The sequence below is a fragment of the Streptomyces sp. NPDC127092 genome (assembly GCF_042722475.1).
Classification (GTDB): Bacteria; Actinomycetota; Actinomycetes; order Streptomycetales; family Streptomycetaceae; genus Streptomyces.
The window spans coordinates 21,208-42,333 of sequence record NZ_JBHXFE010000060.1 but is presented as its reverse complement, the minus strand read 5'-3'; the positions used below and the strand labels follow the sequence as shown (position 1 = coordinate 42,333).

Genomic DNA, 21,126 nt, shown 5'->3' with positions numbered 1-21,126 from the left:
CGAGGGCTTAGGTCGGATGGCCGCTCGTTCCTTGAGAACTCAACAGTGGACTGAATTTCGGGCCGCGGCGCCCCTGCCGTCATTACGACGAGACGACCCTCTCACCAGCGGTTTTCCCGCTGGTGAGGTCTTGAGCGGGGGGCTGGCCGCACGGCAGCCCGAGAGCGGATCTGAGCAGGGCCCCAGGGGTGGGGCCGGAGCTGGCGGCTGTATGGCCAGCGTTGGTGCAACTCCCCATCCGCTCACCGCGCCGGCACTCATGACGGCGCGACCCCCGGCACGGCGGTGCAACGCCATGTGTGCCGGGGGTCCACGGATCTACCAGCAAAGGAACCGATCCGCATGACCATCATCGCAGTCACCACCGCCGCTCCGATCCGCCCCCAGGCCGTGTCCGACGGCGTCGACGACGTCGTGCAGGAGGCGTGGTCGGTGTTCGGTGAGGTTCAGGACCTGGCGCGACTCGGCGTCGAGGTCGCGGTGACCGTCCGGCCGGGCGAGATCCTGGCGGACCTGGTCGTCCGCAAGTCGGCCGCGCACCTGCTCACCACCCTGGTCCAGGAGCTGGAGAACACCGGCATCACCCAGGCGCCGGGCGGCTACCGGATCGCCGGGACGATGTGCCAGGGCAACGTCGGCCTGCGCATCTTCGTCGACAGCGCCGAGGTCACCGTCGAGCAGATGGAGGCCCTGGCCGCCCTGATCGACGGGGACCTCGACGCGTACGCCGGCGGCATCGAGCGCATGGAGCGTGCCGCGTGACCCCCGCCGAGCAGCAGGCCGCGGCCGCGAAGGCCGCCTCCGAGGCCGCCGACCGGGCCGAGGCGGCCCGCCGCCAGGCCGAGGAGCAGCTCCGCCGCCACGGGCAGGCCCTGTCCGGGATCGGAGGCCGACCGTGATCCGCATTATCCGTACGACCACCCTGCTCCACCTGCAGACGCAGGTGGCCAACGGGCTCGTCCTGGAGAAGGACCTCGAGGACGCCAAGGCCGAGCTGGACAGGGTTGCCGGCCTCCACCGCGCGGCGGTCAAGGCCCGCAACGACGAGGGGCGGAAGTTCACCGAGCTGTACGTCCAGCTCGGCGAGGCGACCACCCGGATCGAGCGGCTGTCCGCCGAGCTCAAGAGGGTCACGGCCGAGCGCGACGACGCCCGGGCGGACCTCGCCACCATCGACAAGGCCGCCGACGACGGGCTCGTCCGCATCGTCCCGCAGCCCCGCCGGGAGACGCTGGAGCCGGCCTCCGTGCCGGAGGCCGAGGTCAAGCGGCGGGTTTTCGACTACCCGCACGAGTCGACCGACCCGGCCCTGGTCGTCGAGCACGCCGACCAGGTGTGCGACCAGTGCATGAAGGCCATCCCGCTGCTGTCCATCAAGGACCTGCAGACCGCGATGGTCCTGGCGCACAAGAACGACCTGGTCATCGCCCAGCTGCTGATCCTCAACGAAGTCCACGTCCGCGTGAAGTCGGTCAAGCCCGAGGAGGGCCAGGCATGAGCATCACCACCCTGTACGGCCGCCGGATGCGGGACGTCCACAAGTTCCGCCAGGACAACGGCCCGATGACGGCGTGGCCGGCGGACCGGTTCGAGGTCTACCTCGACCTGGTCGCCAGCGCCCGGGCCGCCCGCTGGCACCACCTGCGCACCACCACCCGCCGGGCGCGGGTCCTCGGCTCCGTCGCCTACATCACGCCGCTGTACGTCCTGGCCGCGCTGGCCAGGGCCTGGCAGGGCGAGACGTGGTGGCAGCTGGAGACCCACCTGCGGAAGGCCGACGACCGGCTCGCCCTCGCCCTGATCGAGCGCGACCGCGCCGGCGACCACACCATCACCACCCTGGTCACCCGCTTCGTGGACCGGCTCACCAGCTCGGTCGCGCGGATGACGGACCGCCTCGCCCAGATCTGACGGGCACACAAGAAGGAAGGAGGGCATCGTGGCGGCCCGTACCGCGACACGGAAGCCCACCCGCAAGACGACGACCGCACGCAGCAAGCCCCCCGCGCCCCGCCGCCCCGGCCCCGCCGAGGGCCCGGCGGTGCCCCCGGCCGCCGGGGGGCGGGAGGAGGCGGACCCGTTCCTCGCGGACGCCCGGGACCGGGCCGCCGACAACCTGGCCCTGGCCACCGAGGTCCTCGACACCGCCCGCCTCACCGCAGCGGCCGAGGCCGCCGAGATCCGCCAGGGCGCCGAGGAGCAGGCCACGACGATCCGCCGGGCGGCGGCCACCGCCGCCCGGCAGGTCCTCGCCGAGTCCGCTGACGCGGCCGGGGACCGGCTCCGGCAGGCGACCCGGGACGCCGAAGCGCTCCGGAAGGCCGCCAGCACCGAGGCACGAGCGCACCTCGACCGCTCCCTGGCCGAGGACGAGGCCCGCGTGGCCGAGGTCCTGGCGGCCGCGATGGCGGACGCCGAGGAACAGGCCGGGCAGATGCTCGCCGAGGCCGAGGACCAGGTGAACGAGGTCCTCGCCGCCGCAGAGGAGCGGGCGACCGCCCTGGTGGACATGCGCCGCGTGTCCGCCGAGGCCGCCTACCGCAAGGCCCTGGAGGACGCCGCGCGGATCCTGGGCGAGGCTCAGGAGAAGGCGGCCGAGATCGCGGCCCGGCGGGCCGGCCTCGACACCGAGCTGGAGCTGACCCGCCGCTCCGCCCTCCTCGACCTGGAGGAGGAGCTCGCCGCTCGCCGCAAGGAGCTGGAGGCCGAACTGGTCCGCCAGCGCCAGGAGAACGACAAGGCCCAGGCCCTCGTCGAGGACGAGTTCCGCGAGCTCGGTGAGAAGCACGTCCGGGAGCGTGAGGAGCAGCGCCAGCGGCTGGTCGCCGAGGCGGAGCAACTGCGCCGGCGGGCCGAGTCCGACGCCAGGGCGGCGGCCACGTCGGCGGCCGCGGAGATCCGCAGGGAGGCCGCGGCCGCACTGCGGGAGGCCGAGGAGGAGAGGGCCGCCGCCCGGGCGGCCCGCGACCTCGCCGAGAAGCGGGCCAAGAGCCTGGAGAACAAGCAGTCGCGGGGCGAGATCCTCAAGCACGTCAGCCTCTGGACCGGACTGGGCGCGGTGATCATCCTGACCGCGTCCGGCGAGTGGGCCTTCGCCTCCATGGTCGGTCTGGGCGAGACGCCGATCGGGGACGCGGGCTGGGCCCTTCCGGTGGGCCTGGACATCTACGCCGTCACCGCGTTCCGGAAGAAGAAGGACGTGCCCTTCGCCCTCGGGCTCATGGCCGCCACGAACCTGACGTACCACGCGGCGGACATGACCGGGGTCGGGATAGAGCTCGGGGCGGACGGCGCCAAGCACCCGTCGGTCTGGCTCATCTCCGTCGCGGTGATCGTCGTCGTCCTCATCGTCTGGCGGATCCACCGCCTCCTGGAGGACGACGAGGAGAAGAAGCCGGCGGCCGCCGAGCAGCCCGCGGCGACCGACGGCCCGGACGGCGACGCCACCGGGACCGGGCCCCGTACGGACGGGCAGAGCGCGAGCCGTACGGAGCAGGACGACCCGGCCCGTACGGCAGACCGTACGGACGGCCCGGACGCAGACCGTACGGAGCCCGACCGTACGGACCGTACGGCAGACCGTACGGAGCCCGACCGTACGGCCCGTACGGCAGACCGTACGGAGCCCGACCGTACGGCCCGTACGGACGGCCGTACGGGGCGGGACCGTACGGCCCGTACGCCCGCGACCCGTACGGCCCGTACGGCGACCCGTACGGCGAAGACCCGTACGGGCAGCCCGGCACCGGCCCGTACGGACGCCGAATGCGTCACCGCCCTGCGGGAGCTGTCCCGTACGGCCGACGGGTTCGTCACCGTCAACGCCGCCCGTACGGCGCTCGGCTGCAACCGCGACCGGGCCGTACGGCTGCTCGACGAGGCGGGGCTCCTGAGCCCGGCCGACCGGGCCAAGCACCTCACGCCGACGCGCTGACGCGTACGGCACGGCGGGCCCTGCTCGGGGCCCGCCGCTCATCCATCCCCCGATCCGCGCACACCGCGAGAGGACTCTCATGAGCGCCGAGAACCGCTGGACCCCCGATCACATGAGGTCGCCCGCGAACCGGGCGATCCACCTGGAGCAGCGCCGGGCGCAGCTCCAGCCGCTCGCCGACGACCTGCGCCGGATCGCGCGGGAGATGGAGGCCGTCCTCAAGGAGGAGGGCCGCATCGAGGGAGACTTCCCCGGCCAGCCCTGGCTGCGCGCCAAGCACGTGGTCAAGCCGCTGTTCGACGCCGCCGACAACGTCGAGAAGGTCCTGCCGGCCCTGGGGGCCTTCAACGCCCGCTTCCAGCACTCCTACGAGGAGCTGCCGGACAAGCGGGAGGCCAAGCGGCAGAAGAAGGCCCTGGCCAGGCAGGAGAAGCAGGCCATCGAGCCCGCCCAGACCGGTGAGCGCACGGTCCCCGCCCAGCAGACCGGCTTCGACGACGTCTTCGACGGCCTGAGGAAGGGAGCCTGAGCCGGTGGCCGCACAGACGAGGGCCGAGCGGCGGGCGCTGAACCAGCGGGCCCACTTCGAGCAGCGGCAGGCCGAGCGGGCCGATCGCGGTCCGCGGGGCCTGGCCGAGTCGTGGATGGAGCGGGCCCGTTCGGTCGCCGCCGACCGCGAGCGGCGCGGCGATCCGGAGGCGTGGAACGACCTGTCCCGCACGATCGCCACCTGGGTCGACCGCTACAGCGAGTGACCTGGCCCGGGTGTCCGGGTCCATCAATCCATCGTTCAAGCCGGGCTGTGACCGCCTCGCGCACGCATTATGCGGACGCGCGGGCACACGGACGCGCGGACACGCGCGCGCGTACACGAGGCGGTCACGCTCTGTCAACCCCTCTCGGGAGAGTCATGAGCACCAACAACGGAAGCGGAGCGGGTGGCGGCGGCACGGTCCTGCCGTTCCGTCCGCCCGGCGGCAGCCCTCCGCCGCCGCCCCCTCCTCCGCCGGGGCCTCCGCCGCCCCCTCCTCCGCCCCCGCCGGGGCCGCCGCCCAGCCCGGCCCCGTCGCCGTCTCCGCCGTCTCCGCCCGCTGCGACCCCGGTCCCCGCGACCCCGGCCCCGGCGGCGGCGGTTCCCGCTCCCCCGCCGCTGGCCGTTCCGGCCCCGGCCGTACCGCCCGCGCCGGTCCCCCCGCTGCCCGCCACTCCCGCCGCCATCCCGGCCGCGCTGGCGTCGAGCAGCGGAGCCGGCCGGGAAGGGGCCCGGGGCGGAATGCTGGTCGCCCTCGGGGTCGCGGTCGCCGCCCTGCGCGGAATGCACCAGTGGCTCGACGACCGCCGCCAGAAGTTCGCGGACCTGGCGCCCGTCCGGCAGGCCGAGGTGAAGGCGAAGGCCGAGCAGGCCAAGGCGAGGGCTGAACACGAAGCCGCCCTGCAGAAGATCTACGACACCACCGCCCAGACCCAGGCCAAGGCCCGCTCCGGCTCCGCCGAAACGGGCGGTGGCGGCAAGGGCACCGGAGGCAAGTCCGGCTCCGGCACCTTCGGGGGCTCCGGGACGAAAGGCACCGGCTCCTCGAAGGGCACCGGGCCCGGGCCGAAGGGCAGCACGACCACCAGCCCGTCCAGCGGGCTGCCGAAGAAGCCCGGCGGCAAGACGCCTGACGCCCCAAAAGGCAGCGGCGGCACACCGCCGAAGCCGTCGGCGACCGGCCCGAAGGGATCCGGTGGCAAGGGGGCGGAGGGCAAGGGCTCGGGCGGCGACAAGGCGTCCAAGGGGGTCAAGTCCCCCAAGGACGGCAAGTCGCCGGGCTCCGGTAACTCCACCCCGGCCCTGGAACGGGCCCGCGGCCGCCAGGAGCGGGCCGCGGCCCGCCAGGGCGCCAAGGCGCAGCGGCGCGAGCAGCGACAGGCCGCCCGCCTGGAGGACCGGGCGAAGGACAAGGACGCCGCCCGCACCCGCAAGAACGGTTCGCAGGACGCCGTCCGGGACGCGAAGGACAAGGTCCGCACCGCGCGGATCGAGGCCCGGGGCGCTCGGAAGGCCGCCGCCCGCGAAGCGAAGGACGAGGCCCAGCAGAAAGCCAGGGAGGCCCGGGCCGAGGCCAAGCAGAAGAAGAAGGAAGCCGCGGCCGCCGCCCCCAAGCGCACCACCCTGGCGAAGGCCACCGCCGAGGAAGCCGGGCGACGGCTCGAGGAGCGGCGCAAGGACCTGGCCGCGCCGGTCATCAGCAAGACCAAGAAGCCCAAGGCCGGTACTGCACCGGGGACCGCGCCGACCGGGACCACCGGCCCGAAGGTGAGCCTCACGAAGAAGCCGAAGCCGCCGCCGACGCCGGGCAGTACGGCACCGGCCGGGGCCAGCGGCCCGAAGGTGAGTCTCACGAAGAAGCCGAAGGCACCGGTCGGGGCCGGCGGGCCGAAGGTGAGCCTGACCAAGAAGCCCCGGCCGAAGCCGCCTTCGGGGACGAGCGGGCCGAAGGTCAGTCTCACGAAGAAGCCCCGGCCGAAGCCGCCGCCGGGGACGGGCGGGCCGAAGGTCAGCCTCACCCGCCGTACGCCGAAGCGGCCCAGGTCCAAGCCGGTCTCGCCCGTCTCACCAGGGACTGCGGGCACCGTGCCGCCGAAGCCGACGGTCCCGCCGAAGCCGACCGTGCCGCCCAAGCCCGCCGGTGCTCCGGCGGGTGCGGGTGCCATCGGCGGCAGCACGCGGCGGCTGCGGCGCACGAAGGCGGGCGCGGCGAACGCGGCGGCGGGCACGGCACCGCCCGGTGCCGCGACCGGCCGTCCTGGATCGAAGTCCCGCCGGAACCGGGCCGCTGCCCCTCCGCCCCCGCCGATGCCGGGCGCGGACGGGACGTGGCTGCGGCCGCCACCGGGGATGACCGCGACCTACACCGTCGAGCGGATCGGCCCGCCCCGCCCCGACAGGCCGCCGCGCGTGCCCCAGGCCCTCCCGGCAGCCCCGCCGGCGGCCACACCCACCACCACCGCGAGCGCCACACCGGGCGCTCCGGTGCCGCACCAGAGGAAGGAGGCACGGCCCATGGGGGGATCCCCCGCCGTGCAGGGAGTCGAGAGCGTGCAGTACGCCGAGGACTCCGAGCTCACGGTCTACGACGTCATTGAGTCGGACGAGGACAAGGCCGAGCAGATCATGGCCGGGGCCGAGCACGCCCGGATCGTCCGGGACCGCTGCCAGGACCTCGTCGCCTCCCTGGAGGGCCTGTACTCGGAGCTGGAGGGGCGCAAGGTCCCCGGCGTCCTGGTCGGCTGGTGCTCCCGGCTGATCGAGATGGCCGAGACCGTCGAGTCCAAGGCCGAGGGCCTGGCGCAGGGCCTGCCCCGCGCCTCGGAGGCCATCGCGCACGCCGGGCAGGTCGCGGCCGACTACGACAAGCAGCCCGCCGACACCACCGCCGACATGGGCCACACCGCCCCGGCCGAAGCCGAATACCACCAGGAGTAGCCGTGGACCTCGAACACCTGGGGAGCAAGGTCGCCGACGTCGTCTCCGACGGCGTGACCTTCACCATCATCACCGCCCGCCTGGCCACCGCCTCGGCCGCGATGCTCGCCCTCAGCCACGCGGTGAAGGGCGCGTACGACTACGTCGAGGGGTGCGCGAAGGAGGTCGACCAGCTCGCCGAGATCGCCGCCAGCCTCGACGTCGACGACGCGGTCACCAGCGCCCACCAGGACGCGGCCACCGTCATGCGCGACGTCCTCGCCGACGCCGACGCCCTGGCAACGGCAGCCACCGAGATGGCCGGCGCCTTCCAGGCCGCCCGCGACGGCCACGAGGCCGACTACGGCCCCGTCCAGGAGTCGTTCTCGTCCAAGCCCGGCCGGAACGCCAACCGCCTCTACTACCAGACCCGCTAGCCCCCGCACCCCCTTCGGAGGGGCCGGACCCGAGCCCGGGCCCGGCCCCTCCCCCGTTCCCGAAACAGGAGGTCTTCCTCGTGAAGATGGCCCGAGTGTTCCGGCGCGCTACGGCCGGACGTATCGCCACCGTCGCCGGAGCCGCCGTCCTCACCGGCGGCCTGGCCACCGACGCCGTCATCGGTCCCGGCCTCGGCGCCGCCGTCCTCACCGCCGGCGCCGGGCTGGTGATGAGCCCGAAGATCTGGCGCGGCCCCAAAGACCTGCGGCCGACTGCCATCACCGTCTACGCCGCCCCGCACGCCGGAGTCGCCGCCCTGCTGATCGCCGAGGCCGCCGCACCCGACACGCCCCTGTCGATCACGGTGCAGGCGGGCTGCGTGGCCTTGTGGACCGCCGCCACCTGGTGGATCCGGCCCGGGCAGCTCGCCCGCGACTTCGTGGGCGAGGCCCAGGCCCAGGAGCTCGCCGTCGTCCAGGCGCCCGAGGAACCCGCCGCGGAGCCGGAGGAGGACCTCCTGCAGCCGACCACCGAGGCCGGACGCTGGTGGGCGCGCGAGTTCGCAGTCGAGGGCGGCATCGCCCCCGGCACCGTCCTGCTGGACCACCAGCGGCTCGACGAGAACTGCGTCGCGGCCATCATCGGGGCCGCCCGGCGCGGCACCCCGGTCCCCAAGCTCTCCGTCGAGCAGCTGTCCGCCCACCTCGACATGCCGGAGGACCTGATCGAGGTCGGTCCCGTCCCCGGCCGGGGCGCCGGCGTCTGCCTCCTGGTCATCGGCCCGCGCCCCAAGGCGCCCGCCACGGCCAAGACCGGCGCGAGTGACGAGGAGATCTGGGCGGACATCGCCAAGACCGCAATGCCGGGCGTCGAACTGATCGAGGCCAACACTTACGAATTCCGCGAGGAACTGACCTGATGAAAGACGTCCGCGAATACGTACTCAAGACGCCCGCGGGCGGGGTGAAGAAATACGACCACGACGCCCTGTGCGACTACCTCGGAGTGGACGACCGAAGCCGGGTCATCTTCGAGCAGGGCGTCGGCCGTGAGGCCATCGTCCGGGTCTACCCGGCCAACCCGCTGATGAACATGAGGTCGATCCGGCTCGAGGACCTGCTCCTGGACGACCGCGGTTTCATCACCATCGGCTCCTACTACGACGGAGTCCCGCTCCGGTTCAGGCTTTTCGACCCCCGGACCGGAAACGCCCAGCGGGCCGCCGTATTCGGCACCACCGGCGCCGGAAAGAGCCGCTTGGTGCAGGCGATCCTCATCGCCTGCAAGCTCTCCGGAATCGTCGTCCACCTCGCCGACCTCAAGTCCGGCCAGTCCGTGCCCGAAGCCAACGGACAGGTCGCCACCAGGGTCACCACGCAGTTCGAGACCATCCTCATGCTGCGCGGCCTGGTCGACGAAGCCCACCGCCGCATGAAGGCGTACGCCGACATGGGCCGCTCCGGCTTCGTCAAGGACGCCCCCGACCCCCTGGTGTACGGGATCGTCGACGAGGCGAACAGGTTGTTGGAGAAGGGGGCGCCGTTCCGCGAGGAGGGTGCCTACCTCATCAAGGAGCTCGGGCGCACCGGCCGCAGCGTCGGTGTCGGCATCATCATCGCCGCCCAGGCCGGCCACCTCGACGAGCTCGGCGGCAGCGACACGCTCCGCGCGATGCTCAAGGAGGGCGAAGTCGTCCTGCTGCGCTGGTCCAGCGGCATGATGCAGCAACTCGTCGGCGACGGCCTGGTCCCCCGCGGCGAGGCCCTCCAGCCGATCCCCAAGGTCGTCGGCCGCGTCCAGCGGGTCCGCCGCTACAACGAGACGGCCACCGAGGACCCGGACGACGTCAACAGCCAGGGGATGCTCTACCACCTGACCGCCGCCCGGCCCACGAGCATGGCCAGAACCTTCGTCGTCGGCTCGGTGGCCCCCTGCATCGGCTACGACCCGGTCATCCTCGACCTGTACGGGCCCGCCGCCCCGCCCGGCGAACCGATCGACCTCCGGCTGCACCTCACGCCGAAGGAACTCGAACTCGGCTACACGGTCGACTCTCCCGCTCCCGCCGGCCCGACCAGGGCCACGCTGGACCACGCGGAGGCCGGCGGGGCCGCCAAGGCCGCACCGGCCGGGCCGGTGTCGACCGCCCAGCGGATCCTCGCCGCCCTGCCCGCCGACGGCATGAGCGTGGTCGACCTCATGGCCGCGCTCAACGCCGACGGCGGCCGCGAGGTACGGCGCGGCAGCGTGCTCACCACGATCAGCACCCTGCGCAAGGAGGGCAAGGTCGCCCGCCCGGACTGCAGCGGCCTGGTCATCCCGATCCCCGCCGGCTGACCCCTCCCCACGTGCAGCACCCCGGGCCCCGGAGACGAACTCCGGGGCCCGGCCCTTCCCCTGCCCGCCCGCACTCCCAAGGAGATCCACGATGAGCCTTCACGACCCCGCCGCCCGCCCGCTCACCGAGGCCGAGGCCGACGCCCGCGCCCAGGAGCTCATCCACGAGGCGTACCGGCCCGCGCCGCTCTCGTACCGCGACCCCTCCCCGACCCCGGCGTACGGGGACGCCCCGCCCGTGTCCCAGCCCGGCCGGCCCCCGATGTCCCAGCGCGCCACCGACGCCAGCGCCCTGATGCTCACCGGCAGCGTCGCCGCCCTCTCCGTCAGCGGCGGCGTCTCGCTCGTCCTCTACACCCTGGGCCAGGTCGACCCGGTCACCCTCGCCATCGGCGCCGCCGGCCCCGTCGCCCTGGTCCTCGCCGCCGGGTCGCTCCTCAAGTCCCTGGGCCGGGCCAAGGCCGACATGAGCACCACGACCACGCACCACCACCACTACGCCGGGCCGGTCCGCCAGGAGACGACGAACCTGTCCAGCACGACCAAGGGCATGATCGCCCGCACGAACAACACCTTCGGCGGCCGGTGATGGACGACGCCACCCTCGCCCTCGCCACCACCACCGTCGCCGTCGACCGGCTGCGCGACCTCGCGCTGGGCGACACCGCCGAAGTCGAGGACATGGCGGCCGTGCTCCAGGCCCTCGCCCGGACCGGCCAGCCCCACGACAGCGTCCTCGGCCTGCTCTGCGACCTCCTCGACGACATCACCACCCGCCTCGACGACGACGGCCTGGAGGAGGCCGCCGAAGACGTGAACGAGGCGATCGGCTTCATCCGCGGCGACGCCGTTCCCCGGCTCCGCTCCGCGCTGGCCACGATCGCCAGCGCCCAGCCGTAACCCGGCCCTGCAAGAAACCCCAGACCAACACCCGTCAGCCCTATTGGACCCAACAGGTCCAATAGGGCTGCCTGGATGCCACCAGGAGGACCTGTGGCCCTCTCCATCAGCGTCGTCGTCCTGCTCGCCGGGCTCGTCGCCCTGCTGCTCCGCAGCGGCTCCCTGCGCCCCTGGCCCGCCCTCGCGACGGCCCTTTTCGGCTTCTTCCTCGCCTCCACCGGCCTCGCCGACCCGATCAACAGCGCCGCCCACGGCATCACCGCCCTCATCGGACAGATCGACTTCTGACCCCGGAGGAACCTCGCCATGACCACCGTGACCGTCAGCCACGGATCCGACTTCTTCGGCGTCGACGTCTTCGACGCCGCCGCCCTGCGCGAGCTCGCCCAGCACCTTCCCGGGCTCCTGCCCGCCGCCGAACACCCGCCGCTCACCGACCTCCTCTCCTCCGCCGGCACCGGCCAGCAGCACATCGACGCCGCCCAGGCCGACACCCTCGCGGCCCTGCTGCACCGCGCCTCCACCACCAGGGGCCTCAAGAAGCAGCACTCCGCGCTCGCCGCCCGCCTCGGCATCGCCGCCGCCACCGCCGCCCGCACCGGCCAGTCCTGGACGTGGACCACCGAGACCGAGGGAGAGCAGGCGTGAACGACAGCGACGCTCGCGTGCAGGCGGCCACCACCACCGTCCTCGCCGAGATCACCCGCACCGACGCCAAGGCCGGCACCCTCCTCAGCACGGTCTCACTGCCGCTGGCCGCGCTCGTCGCCGTCCTCCCCGGCCGCGACCTCCCCGGCCCGGTCGCCACCCTCGTCGCCCTCGGCGCCGCCGGACTGATCACCGCGATGCTCACCGTCCTGGCCGCCGTCCGCCCCCGCCTCGCCGCCCGGGCCCGCGGCAACTTCCTGCACTGGGCCACCTGCACCCCCGACGAGCTCACCGCCGACCTCGCCAGCCACCCCGACGGCGCCGCCCACCTCGTCGACCTCTCGAAGATCGCGGTCCGCAAGTACCGCGGCCTGCAGCTCGCCGGCGACATCACCGCCGCCTCCCTCACCCTCCTCGCCCTCGCCCTCCTGGGCGACGCCCTCCTGTGAACGGAGTCCCCATGCGCGTCGGACAGCGTGTCCAGCTCACCGCCACCATCAGCGCCCTCGGCACGACCGCCCACCCCGGCGACCAGGGCGTGATCCGCGAGGTCCACGTCAGCGGACACCTCACCGTCCGCATGGACGACGGCCGCGACCAGTTCCCCACCCTCGACGAGGTCGTCCCCGCCGAGTAGCGAGCCCCTCACCTCACCCGCCCGGCCGGGCACCGGTCCCCCGGACCCGGCCCGGCCGCCGTATCACCCCTGTTGGACCCAACAGGGGCAACCCGCTCTGAGCAGGAGAACCATGAGCTACGAAACCGACCTCGCCGCCGCCAAGAAGGCCAAGAGGGCCTGGGGCTGCGTCTGCGGCGCCGACAACCCGCCGGGCTACGACGCTTGCCACGACTGCCAGCGCCCGTCCTGGACCTGCGCGGCCTGCGGCACGGTGAACCCGTGCGCGCGCAGCGGGTGCACCGAGTGCGGCGGCAGCACGGACGCCGACACGCTGGGCGACCGGGAGGACGGCCGCGAGATGACCTGGGAGGAGTGGATCGCCACCCAGATCGGCCCCCGCCGCGTCGGCGGCCGCTACGACCACGGATACGACGGCAGCGAGTACGAGGTCCTCGCCATCGACCCCGGCCCGCGGCCCCACGGAACCTGGCCGGTCTGGCAGATCACCGTCCGCTACGACAAGGACGGCCGGACCGCCGAGCACTGCACCGGCTGGGACGCCCGCTGCGACCGCGTCGTTGCCCAGCCGCCGGCGGACGTCACGATCGTCTCCATCGGCCGCCTCCACGACGGCCAGGACGGCCCGCACGCCGACATCCTCCAGCGCGCCACGATCGCGCTCGACCTTCGCCACGCCTTCCGGGATCCGCACATCAACCCCGGCCTGCGCGGCCTCACCGCCCACGACCAGGCGGTGCGCGACACCGTCATGAACACCCCCGGCGTCCGCGAGGTCGTCGCCGCCACCGCCCTGCAGATCAAGGGCTACCTCCACGGCCCCACCCCGGCACCCCTCACGGTCGTCACCCAGTGCGCCGGCGGACGTCACAGGGCCGCGACCACGGCCATGGCCCTCGCCGCCGTCGTCTCCGGCGACGTCGAGGCAGCCCGCGAGTACGGCCTCGCCGTCTCCGCCCAGGCGTTCACCCAGCGCCGCCTCACCGTCGAGCTCATCCACCGCGACCTCGACCGCCCGGTCGTCGACCGCTGACACCTCCGGCGGAAACCCCAGCTCGGACCCGGTCAGATCCGTTAGACCCAACACCCCCAAGAGGGGCGCTCGGCCGGAACCCGCCCCCAGCGCCCCACCCACGCGACACGATGAGCCCGGGGCCGCCGAAACCGGCCCCGGGCTCACTGAGAGGAAACCATGTCCACCACCGACAGCGCCGCCCCCGAAGGCCCCGTCTTCTCCACCGAGGCGTACGCCGCCGTCGAGAAGGCCGCGAAGAGCCGCCGCGCCCTGTACGTGCCCAGCGTCCTGGAGCACGCCGCCGAACTGCTCACCGACCTGTGGGCCGCCGGCGAGCGCCACGGCGTCACCGCCTCCGACTGGGGATGGGTGGCCGATCTGCCCGGCGGAGCGCTCGACGCCGTCTCCCGGCAGTACGAGCGCACCCCCGACCCCGAGCGCACCTCCGACCAGGTCCGTGCCCTGCAGCGCGACCTGCTCGCCGCGCTCACCTCCGACGAGCTCGGGCTCACCGCCAGCCTGGGGCCGCGCGCGCAGGTCGTCGTCGAGCGAGGCCCGGACACCCCGCGCGGCGGCTTCCACGGCGACGCGAACGTCACCGTCGGCATCTACACGAATGGCGGCTGGGACATCGCCTTCGACCAGCACGGCGCCTCGGTCCTGTCGATCGTCGCCCCGGCCTCCACGGCCGGCGCGTCCCAGGTCGCCGAGATCGTCCGCGCCTTCGTCCGCGGCGAGCTCGGCAACATCTTCCGCCACTGAGAGACCACCATGATCGGCACCACGAACCCCCACGCCGTCCTGGAGCTGCTGAGCGAGGCCGCCCGCGCGCGGGCCGCCGTCCTCGGCCGGACGCCCGAACCCCCGGTCGTGCTCGTCGTCGACGAGGCGCCGGCCTTCTTCGCGGCCGCCGCCCAGGACCCGACCACCCAGGCCCTGGCCGACCTCGTCCGCGCCATCGCGCCCCGCAGCCTCCAGCGCCACCCCTACGGCGGCTGACCCCTTCGACCCGACCCCGGCGGGGCCGCCGAAACCGGCCCCGCTCCCCCTTGAGGAGCACCCCTGTGACCGACTGGTCCGGCACCACCCTGGTCCGCGTCGCCGACGACTACGACCGCGACATGGGCGACTCCGGCGCCCCGCTCGACTCCCGCTTCGGCCGCTACCTCGCGAAGAAGCTGGACAGCCTCTGGGAGGAGGACCGCGCCGACCCCGCCGCGTTCCTCGTCTGGGCCTGGCACGTCGCCACCCCGCCGATCATGACCCCCGGCTACGTCCGCATCCGGCCCGGCATCAGCTCCGTCCGCCTCACCCAGTCCGACTACGACCGCCGCCTCCTGGTCGTGATCGAGACCCCCGTTCAGCACGGACAGCTCGCCCCCGGCGTGCGTCCGCCGTACGCCGTGCGCGACTGGGAGACCGACCGGTACTCGTACTCCTCCGACGGCCCCAGCGCCCTGCACGCCCCCGAGGACGAGTCCCGCCCCGCCCTGCTGCTCTCCGCCACCCTGCGCCTGCCGGCGGACGACTGGCAGCTGCACGAGCCCGCCGGGAAGTGGCCCGTCGAGGAGCTGCTGATCGACGACGCCAAGCAGGCCATCGCCGTCGCGGTGCAGCACATCAACGCCACCGCCGGCCACCAGATCGCCAAGCTCGTCGGCGACGAGGGCGGCCACTGGTGAGCGGCCTACCCAGCCCGGCGGACATGTCCCACGCCATGCTCGTCGCCGTCCTGATGCACCACGGCGGCTCCCTGGACCTGCCCGCCGAGGCGTTCGACACCGACGCCCTGGGCGACGGCCGCGGCGCCCACCACGCCGTGCAGCTCGCCCCGCTCGACAACGGCACCGTCCGCCTGTCCGTCGTCGCCCGCCCGCCCGGTGACGCCGCCGGGATCGAGGTACGCGACCAGTGACCGCCGGCCGCGCCGGGAGCACACTCGTAAGCACCGACCGAAGGAGAGAGGCAGTGACAGCACAGCCCGACCACCACGACGTCGTACCGCCGATGCGCACGCTCGCCGAGCTGCGCGCCGCCCTGAGCGTCTGGGGCCTGCCCGGCGACGCCGAGAAGTTCGAGCGGGAGCTGGCGGACGCGGACCTGGACGACCTCACCAGCGTCCGTGAGATCACCCAGGCGTACCGCCACAGGGTCCTGCTGCGGTGCGACCCGCAGGCGATGGCCGCCCTGATGCGCAGCACCGAGGACGTCGCCTTCGAGCTGGGCCAGAAGATGGCCGAGGGGGCTCGGTGACCCGCGCGTTCCACAGCGACGCCTCGGAGAAGATCCTGCGCGAGCTCAGCACGAGCGAACAGGCGGCCGTCGAGTCCGTCCGCCGGCTCCTCGAGGAAGACCCGGACTCCGATCGGGCCCGCGGTCTGCCCGACGCCGACCCCCGCTCGACGTCATGGGTGATCGAGCTCCTGCCCGAGGAGACCAGCGGACGAGGGATCTCCGTCGTCTACCGGTACAACGTCGACCTGGACGCCGTCCTGATTCTCTGGCTCATCGCCGGGCCCTGACGCCCCCGAAGAACACCGGCAGCCGGTGACCGCCCCCCTACCGAAGCCCCCGTCCGCGCACCCTGCGGACGGGGGCTTCGTCGTGTCCGGGGACCGGTCCCCGAGCGACGCGGACCGGTCCCGCTGACGGTTCGACACGGGGACGGTCCCCCTGACGAACCGACACGGGGACCGTCCCCCTGATGACCATTCGGGGACCGCGCGCGGGGACCGTCCGGCACGCCATCGGGACCGGTCCCCGCGCGCCGAACGGACGACACCGGGGGACCGTCCCGCGCACGAAACTGCCCGGACCACCGGGTAAAGAGGATGCAAAGTGCGCGCCGTTCGCGGTCCCCGAACAGCACCAAGAACAGGCAAAGCCGGGAGTGTCGCCGGTCCCCTGCGGCGTGCCCCCCCGGGGCCCGCGGAGAGGCCGCGGCCGCCGCCATCGAGCACGCCTTCGTCGACGCTGGCGACGTCCTCCCGGCGGCCGGGATCGCCGCGTCGCCCACTGTCCTCGCGCACGAGCCGCCCCTCCTCCAACCGCCGGCGTGATCACCCTCCGTGGTTGCGCCGTCGGCCCGTCCGCGAATCGCGGACACGCCTCGACCCCTCCGGATGCGTCCGTCAGACCCGGCGTCAGACTCGCTGACAGACCCGTACGCCGTCCCCCACCGAACGGCTGGAGCAACGGTCGTCCCGGTGGAGCCGGACCGCCTGACGGACCGTTTCTTGGTCAACCGGCGATCCGGAGCTACTGTCGACGCTCCCCCCGCTGTCCATGTGACCGATCAAGATCGGAAAGCCAGGATGGACAAAGGGGGTTCCCCTGTCGGGGAACCCCGGCGCGGCCGGGAGGAGCGAACTACTGCACAACCGCACAAGGTGCGGACCGGGGAGGGGCCGCCGGATGGCGTGGGTCACGGACATAAGGGCCGACGAGCAGGTCGACTACCGGCTCAGCCGCCAGGCCGGGTGCGGTGTCGTCGACGGGGCCGGCCGCCAGATCGAGGGCGCCGAGGACCGGCCGGTCGCTTACCGTCTGGAGTCGGACGCGGACGGCGTCCTGGTGTGGGTCGGCTCCGGCCTGGACGCTGTCGGCCTCAAGGCCGGCACCGTCATGACCCCCGAGGGCGAGGCCGCGGCCCGCCGTCTGATGAAGGGATGCCACCCCGAAACCGGCGCCCGGCTCATCACCACCAAGACGTCCGTGACCGCCAGCGAGAAGGCCACGCTCACCGTCGCGCCGCTGCTGCGCGCCATCGAGGCGAAGGCTGCCGAGGACGGCGTCGAGGCGTCCGCGCTGCTGGAGGGGAAGCCGAAGCAACAGCGCCTGCTCGCGCAGCAGCAGCGCATGGTCAACCGGAAGGGCGAGGCGCAGCGGCTGCACGTCGAGACCGTGCGCAAGCTCGCCCGCGCGACCGGCATCGACCTCGACGCGGTGTACGGCAAGGACGCGGTGCAGTTCGCGTTCGACCACAAGGACCTGCGCGACGACACCCGTGTACGCGGGTGGGACCTCGTCCTCGATCTGACCAAGTCGGACAGCACGCTCGACGGTCTGCTGCCCGACCTCGACGAGCGCGCGTATCGCGAGATCGTCCACCAGGCGAAGGACGAGACGCTGCGCGTGGCGGAGCAGCTGGTTGGCTACGCGGTCGGCAGCGAGGACGGCGAGCCGGTGCGCCTCGCGACCGGTGGTCTGCTCGGCTGGTCCGTCGAGCACCGCGCCTCCCGCCCGATGGGCGACGGACAGCCCGGCGACCCGCACCTGCACCTGCACGTCGTCATCGCGAACATGGCGCTGTGCGAGGACGGAAAGTGGCGCAGCATCGCCAACTCCGGGAAGGACCTCTACCGGCACGCCGCCGTCCTCGACGCGGTCTTCAAGGGACGCGTCCGGCAGCTCACGTACGAGCGGTTCGGCGTACGGCGGGTGCAGGCGGAGAAGACCCGGGCGTGGGAGATCGAGGGCATCCCCGAGCAGCTGCGTGACGCGTTCAGCCGGCGCGCGGCCCTGGTGAACGAGACCGTCGGAGAGGACGCCTCCCGCGAGGACAAGATGCGCGTCTCCGCGAAGACGCGTCACGCCAAGCACGAGGCGGACGCGAACGGGATGCGGGCGAGCTGGAGGGAGCGCGCCGAGGCCCTGGGCGTCGACGTGGACGCGATGGTCGCCGAGGCCGCGCCCGGCCCGCTCGGTCCGGACGGCGGAGCGGCCGTCGACGTCCCCGGCGGGCCGCGGATCCCGCCGCCCAGCGACATCGCACGCATCGTGTTCGACCCCGAGACCGGCGTCACCGCGAGCCAGAAGGAGTTCAGCCGCGCCGCGCTGATGGCCGCCGTCGTCAACGCGCTGCCGTACGGATTCGGGAGCGCCGACCTCACCGAACTGCAGCGCCTGGTCGACGACGTTCTGCGCGTCGAGGGGTACGCCGTGGCGCTGCCGCACCTCGGCTCCACGGTGATGAGCAGCACCGACCGGTACACCACCCGCGACGTCCTGGACGCCGAGGACGTCACCGTCACCCAGGCCCGCGCGCGCTTCGGCGACAACACGGTCCGCCTGACCACCGAGCAGGCCGACGCCGCCATGGACGTGTTCGCGGTCGCCGCCGGGTTCGAGCTGTCCGCGCAGCAGCGCGAGGTCGTCACCCGGCTGCTCACCGCCGGGAACGGCATCGACGCCGTCATCGGCGTGGCCGGCGCGGGCAAGTCGACGCTCATGGACGCCTGCCGGATCGCCTGGGACGCCACCGGCACCACGTACGCGGGCGCGTGCCTGTCGGCGGTCGGCGCGCAGGGGCTGCAGGACGCCTCCGCCATCCCCGCGCGCACCGTGGCCTCCTGGCTCCAGCGGATCGAGTCCGGCGAAGGGCTGTTCGGGATCGACGTCCTGGTCGTCGACGAGGCGGCGATGACCGACGACCGCTCCGCGGCGAAGCTGCTGACCGAGGCGGCCCGCACCGGCACGCAGGTCCTCGCGATCGGCGACACCAAGCAGCTCCAGGCCGTCGGCGTGGGCGGGTGGTTCCGCGAGGTGCACCGCCTCGTCGGCGGCCTCACCCTCGACGAGAACCGCCGCCAGCGCGACGACGCAGAGAGGGCCGCGCTGGAGGTCTGGCGCACCGGCGACCACCGCCAGGCCCTGGAGCTCCTCGCGGCCGCCGAGCGCGTCCACCCGGCGGCCACCGCCGACGAGGCCCGCTCCCAGATGCTGATGGCCTGGGACAAGCTGCGCGACCAGTGGCCCGCCGAGCTCGACCTCCTGGAGAACCTCGCCGTTCTCGCGGCCCGCAACAGCGATGTCGACCTCCTCAACGCCGGCGCCCAGGAGATGCGCCGTCAGAACGGCGAGCTCGGCGACACCATGCACACCTACGCCCTGCCCGGCGGCGGCACCCTGGTGCTCTCCGAGAACGACGTCGTCCGCGTCCGCGTCAACGACTACCGCTCCCGCCGCGACCCCGACCAGCCCGACGTCCTCAACGGCTACCGGGCCAAGGTCACCGCCATCACCGACGACCACCGCGTCCAGATCACCTGGAGGGCCAAGGACGACTCCTCCCCCAGCGGCACCAAGGAGGTCTCCGCGTGGATGGACCCGAAGGAGATCGCCAGCGGGGCTCTCTCCCTCGGCTACGCGATGACCGTCGCCGCCTCCCAGGGCATGACCTGCCACACGTCGCTGCTCTACGGGCACGGCTGCAACGCGTACGCCACCTACCCCGGCATCACCCGCGGCAAGGAGGCCAACCACCTCTGGCTGCCGCTCGACGTCGTCGAGGACGAGCGCACCCAGCGCGAACTGGGCGCCGCCCGCACCGAGACGGAGCTCCTGCAGCGCAGCATCCACGCCTTCGCCGCCTACCTCGGGCAGTCGAAGCCGGACGGCATGATCTCCGACGAGCTGCGCGCCGCCCCCGAACCCGTCGCCCTGCCCCGGCAGACCGAACGCCTCACCGCCAGCGAGGAACACGAGGCCGCCCTGCGCAACGCCCGGGCCGCCCGGGAGCGCACCGTACGCGCGGCCCGGGCGAAGTCCCCCTCGCTCAAGCGGCAGATGTGGGAGGACGCCGCCCGCCGCGCCGAACGCGCCGCCGCCGAGCAGCAGCACCGCCAGGACGACGCCGAGCTGCCCGCGTACGACACCGGCGAGACCGGCGGCGCGGACGGCGCGGAGCTGTCCGAGGAGCAGAAGGCCCGCCTCGACGACCTTCGGCGCCAAGCGCAGCTGCGCGCCATCCAGCCCGCCAGCGTCCGGCCGTACGGCGACCTGTCCGACCAGGACCTGCGGAGCAGGATGGGCTGGTACCTCGAGGCCGCCGAGGCCGCGGAGAGCATCGCCTTCGAGGCCCGCGAGGAGTACCGGCAGCGATCCGAGGAACTGGACCGCGACACGGCGGCCGGCACCAGCCGCGGCCGCGAGTTCGCCGCCCGTGTCGACGTCGCCCTCACCGCCGCCGAGGCCCTGCTGACCCGCGCCCAGGAGGAGGCGGCCGCAGCCGCCCGGGCGGCGCAGAAGGCGAAGGAGCTCCGCGACCAGTACGCCAAGACCGAGACCTCGCGCAAGGCCGGCCACGTCACGCTCGCCCTGTCCTTCACCACCAAGAGGGCGGTGAAGAAGGCCACCGACTACCTGGTCGAGCAGCGCGTGGCCGCCGACGCCGAGGAGATGCGCGCCCGGCGCGCTGCCGAGGACGCCCGGACCCAGGCGTGGGACACGCTGACCGAGTACCCCGACGCCCGGGTCCTCGGCGCAACCGGCAACCGGCCGGCCACCGTCGAGGACCTCGCCACCAAGCTCCGGGAGCTGCGCACCGCGCTGCCCGAGCGGGCCCAGGCGATCGACACCGGAGACCTGCGCCGCCGCAACGAGGCGCACGGCCGCATCCAGTCCGCGACCCGGGAGGCCGCCCAGTTCCGCGGCTACATCGACGCGGCCCGCAAGGAGCAGCGGGACCGGCAGACGATCCGGGAGTTCAGCCCCGACCGGCACAAGGAGGAGGTGGCCTACCGCGCCGCCGAGGCCGCCCGGCAGAACCGTCAGCAGACCGTCCAGCACCAGGCGGCAGCCCCCGCCGTCCACCAGGCTCAGCAGCAGAGCCGCGGCCAGAAGCGGTGAGCGGGGACCAAGGTATCGTCGCTCCGCGCCGATACCAGGGCCCTCGTAGACCTGTTGGACCTAACAGGACTGATAGCGGTTGAGTAGCAGCGCAGAGGCCCCCGGACGCGTGTCCAGGGGCCTCTGCGCTGCTGCCTGCC

25 protein-coding genes are annotated in these 21,126 nt (G+C 73.5%); all 25 read left to right on the top strand.

Annotated features, from left to right (window positions below; all coding sequences use genetic code 11):
- The first annotated feature begins 342 nt into the window (after nucleotides 1-342).
- The 25 genes from ACFWJO_RS34275 (at nucleotide 343) to mobF (ending at nucleotide 20,986) form a co-directional block, all read left to right on the top strand.
- Nucleotides 343-762: a hypothetical protein gene (locus ACFWJO_RS34275; protein WP_386871618.1), complete on the top strand. Its 420-nt coding sequence runs from the start codon at nucleotides 343-345 to the stop codon at nucleotides 760-762.
- A complete protein-coding gene (locus ACFWJO_RS34270) occupies nucleotides 759-899 on the top strand; it encodes a hypothetical protein (RefSeq protein WP_386871616.1) in 141 nt (46 codons plus the stop codon). Before ACFWJO_RS34275 ends, ACFWJO_RS34270 begins: the two co-directional genes overlap by 4 nt.
- A complete protein-coding gene (locus ACFWJO_RS34265; RefSeq protein WP_386871614.1) occupies nucleotides 896-1,498 on the top strand; it encodes a hypothetical protein in 603 nt (200 codons plus the stop codon). Before ACFWJO_RS34270 ends, ACFWJO_RS34265 begins: the two co-directional genes overlap by 4 nt.
- The gene (locus tag ACFWJO_RS34260) at nucleotides 1,495-1,911 is read left to right on the top strand and encodes a hypothetical protein (protein WP_386871612.1); all 417 of its coding nucleotides are present in this window, start codon (nucleotides 1,495-1,497) and stop codon (nucleotides 1,909-1,911) included. The genes ACFWJO_RS34265 and ACFWJO_RS34260 overlap by 4 nt, the downstream gene beginning before the upstream one ends.
- Nucleotides 1,912-1,939: 28 nt before the next feature.
- Nucleotides 1,940-3,934 carry a hypothetical protein gene (locus ACFWJO_RS34255; RefSeq protein WP_386871611.1) on the top strand — a complete coding sequence of 665 codons (1,995 nt, stop codon included), beginning with the start codon at nucleotides 1,940-1,942 and terminating at the stop codon, nucleotides 3,932-3,934.
- 79 nt (nucleotides 3,935-4,013) lie between these two features.
- The gene (locus tag ACFWJO_RS34250; protein WP_386871609.1) at nucleotides 4,014-4,463 is read left to right on the top strand and encodes a hypothetical protein; all 450 of its coding nucleotides are present in this window, start codon (nucleotides 4,014-4,016) and stop codon (nucleotides 4,461-4,463) included.
- Between the two features lie 4 nt (nucleotides 4,464-4,467).
- Complete coding sequence (locus ACFWJO_RS34245; RefSeq protein ID WP_386871607.1) at nucleotides 4,468-4,689, top strand: hypothetical protein; 222 nt, start codon at nucleotides 4,468-4,470, stop codon at nucleotides 4,687-4,689.
- A 518-nt stretch (nucleotides 4,690-5,207) separates the two neighbouring features.
- Complete coding sequence (locus tag ACFWJO_RS34240) at nucleotides 5,208-7,403, top strand: hypothetical protein (protein WP_386871605.1); 2,196 nt, start codon at nucleotides 5,208-5,210, stop codon at nucleotides 7,401-7,403.
- A gap of 2 nt (nucleotides 7,404-7,405) precedes the next feature.
- A complete protein-coding gene (locus ACFWJO_RS34235; protein ID WP_386871603.1) occupies nucleotides 7,406-7,819 on the top strand; it encodes a hypothetical protein in 414 nt (137 codons plus the stop codon).
- Between the two features lie 86 nt (nucleotides 7,820-7,905).
- Nucleotides 7,906-8,739, top strand: coding sequence for a hypothetical protein (locus tag ACFWJO_RS34230; RefSeq protein ID WP_386871630.1), 834 nt, complete (start codon nucleotides 7,906-7,908; stop codon nucleotides 8,737-8,739).
- Nucleotides 8,739-10,157: a transfer protein gene (locus ACFWJO_RS34225; protein WP_386871601.1), complete on the top strand. Its 1,419-nt coding sequence runs from the start codon at nucleotides 8,739-8,741 to the stop codon at nucleotides 10,155-10,157. Before ACFWJO_RS34230 ends, ACFWJO_RS34225 begins: the two co-directional genes overlap by 1 nt.
- Before the next feature lie 91 nt (nucleotides 10,158-10,248).
- The gene (locus tag ACFWJO_RS34220) at nucleotides 10,249-10,746 is read left to right on the top strand and encodes a hypothetical protein (RefSeq protein ID WP_386871599.1); all 498 of its coding nucleotides are present in this window, start codon (nucleotides 10,249-10,251) and stop codon (nucleotides 10,744-10,746) included.
- A complete protein-coding gene (locus tag ACFWJO_RS34215) occupies nucleotides 10,746-11,057 on the top strand; it encodes a hypothetical protein (protein WP_386871597.1) in 312 nt (103 codons plus the stop codon). Before ACFWJO_RS34220 ends, ACFWJO_RS34215 begins: the two co-directional genes overlap by 1 nt.
- 93 nt (nucleotides 11,058-11,150) lie before the next feature.
- On the top strand, nucleotides 11,151-11,345 hold the full coding sequence (locus ACFWJO_RS34210; RefSeq protein WP_386871596.1) for a hypothetical protein: 195 nt from the start codon (nucleotides 11,151-11,153) through the stop codon (nucleotides 11,343-11,345).
- Nucleotides 11,346-11,363: 18 nt separating this feature from the next.
- On the top strand, nucleotides 11,364-11,705 hold the full coding sequence (locus tag ACFWJO_RS34205; RefSeq protein ID WP_386871594.1) for a hypothetical protein: 342 nt from the start codon (nucleotides 11,364-11,366) through the stop codon (nucleotides 11,703-11,705).
- Nucleotides 11,702-12,154: a Pycsar system effector family protein gene (locus ACFWJO_RS34200; RefSeq protein ID WP_386871592.1), complete on the top strand. Its 453-nt coding sequence runs from the start codon at nucleotides 11,702-11,704 to the stop codon at nucleotides 12,152-12,154. The genes ACFWJO_RS34205 and ACFWJO_RS34200 overlap by 4 nt, the downstream gene beginning before the upstream one ends.
- Nucleotides 12,155-12,165: 11 nt before the next feature.
- Entirely contained in the window at nucleotides 12,166-12,342 is a 177-nt protein-coding gene (locus ACFWJO_RS34195) for a hypothetical protein (protein WP_386871590.1), read from the top strand.
- 112 nt (nucleotides 12,343-12,454) lie between these two features.
- The gene (locus tag ACFWJO_RS34190; protein WP_386871588.1) at nucleotides 12,455-13,375 is read left to right on the top strand and encodes a hypothetical protein; all 921 of its coding nucleotides are present in this window, start codon (nucleotides 12,455-12,457) and stop codon (nucleotides 13,373-13,375) included.
- 159 nt (nucleotides 13,376-13,534) lie between these two features.
- Complete coding sequence (locus tag ACFWJO_RS34185; RefSeq protein ID WP_386871586.1) at nucleotides 13,535-14,119, top strand: hypothetical protein; 585 nt, start codon at nucleotides 13,535-13,537, stop codon at nucleotides 14,117-14,119.
- A 9-nt stretch (nucleotides 14,120-14,128) separates the two neighbouring features.
- On the top strand, nucleotides 14,129-14,356 hold the full coding sequence (locus ACFWJO_RS34180) for a hypothetical protein (RefSeq protein ID WP_386871584.1): 228 nt from the start codon (nucleotides 14,129-14,131) through the stop codon (nucleotides 14,354-14,356).
- A gap of 65 nt (nucleotides 14,357-14,421) precedes the next feature.
- Complete coding sequence (locus ACFWJO_RS34175) at nucleotides 14,422-15,039, top strand: hypothetical protein (RefSeq protein ID WP_386871582.1); 618 nt, start codon at nucleotides 14,422-14,424, stop codon at nucleotides 15,037-15,039.
- A 23-nt stretch (nucleotides 15,040-15,062) separates the two neighbouring features.
- On the top strand, nucleotides 15,063-15,272 hold the full coding sequence (locus ACFWJO_RS34170; RefSeq protein WP_386871580.1) for a pRL2-19: 210 nt from the start codon (nucleotides 15,063-15,065) through the stop codon (nucleotides 15,270-15,272).
- A gap of 53 nt (nucleotides 15,273-15,325) precedes the next feature.
- Nucleotides 15,326-15,610 carry a hypothetical protein gene (locus ACFWJO_RS34165; protein ID WP_386871578.1) on the top strand — a complete coding sequence of 95 codons (285 nt, stop codon included), beginning with the start codon at nucleotides 15,326-15,328 and terminating at the stop codon, nucleotides 15,608-15,610.
- On the top strand, nucleotides 15,607-15,879 hold the full coding sequence (locus tag ACFWJO_RS34160) for a hypothetical protein (RefSeq protein WP_386871576.1): 273 nt from the start codon (nucleotides 15,607-15,609) through the stop codon (nucleotides 15,877-15,879). The genes ACFWJO_RS34165 and ACFWJO_RS34160 overlap by 4 nt, the downstream gene beginning before the upstream one ends.
- 892 nt (nucleotides 15,880-16,771) lie before the next feature.
- Nucleotides 16,772-20,986, top strand: coding sequence for a MobF family relaxase (gene mobF / locus ACFWJO_RS34155; RefSeq protein WP_386871574.1), 4,215 nt, complete (start codon nucleotides 16,772-16,774; stop codon nucleotides 20,984-20,986).
- Nucleotides 20,987-21,126 lie beyond the last annotated feature (140 nt).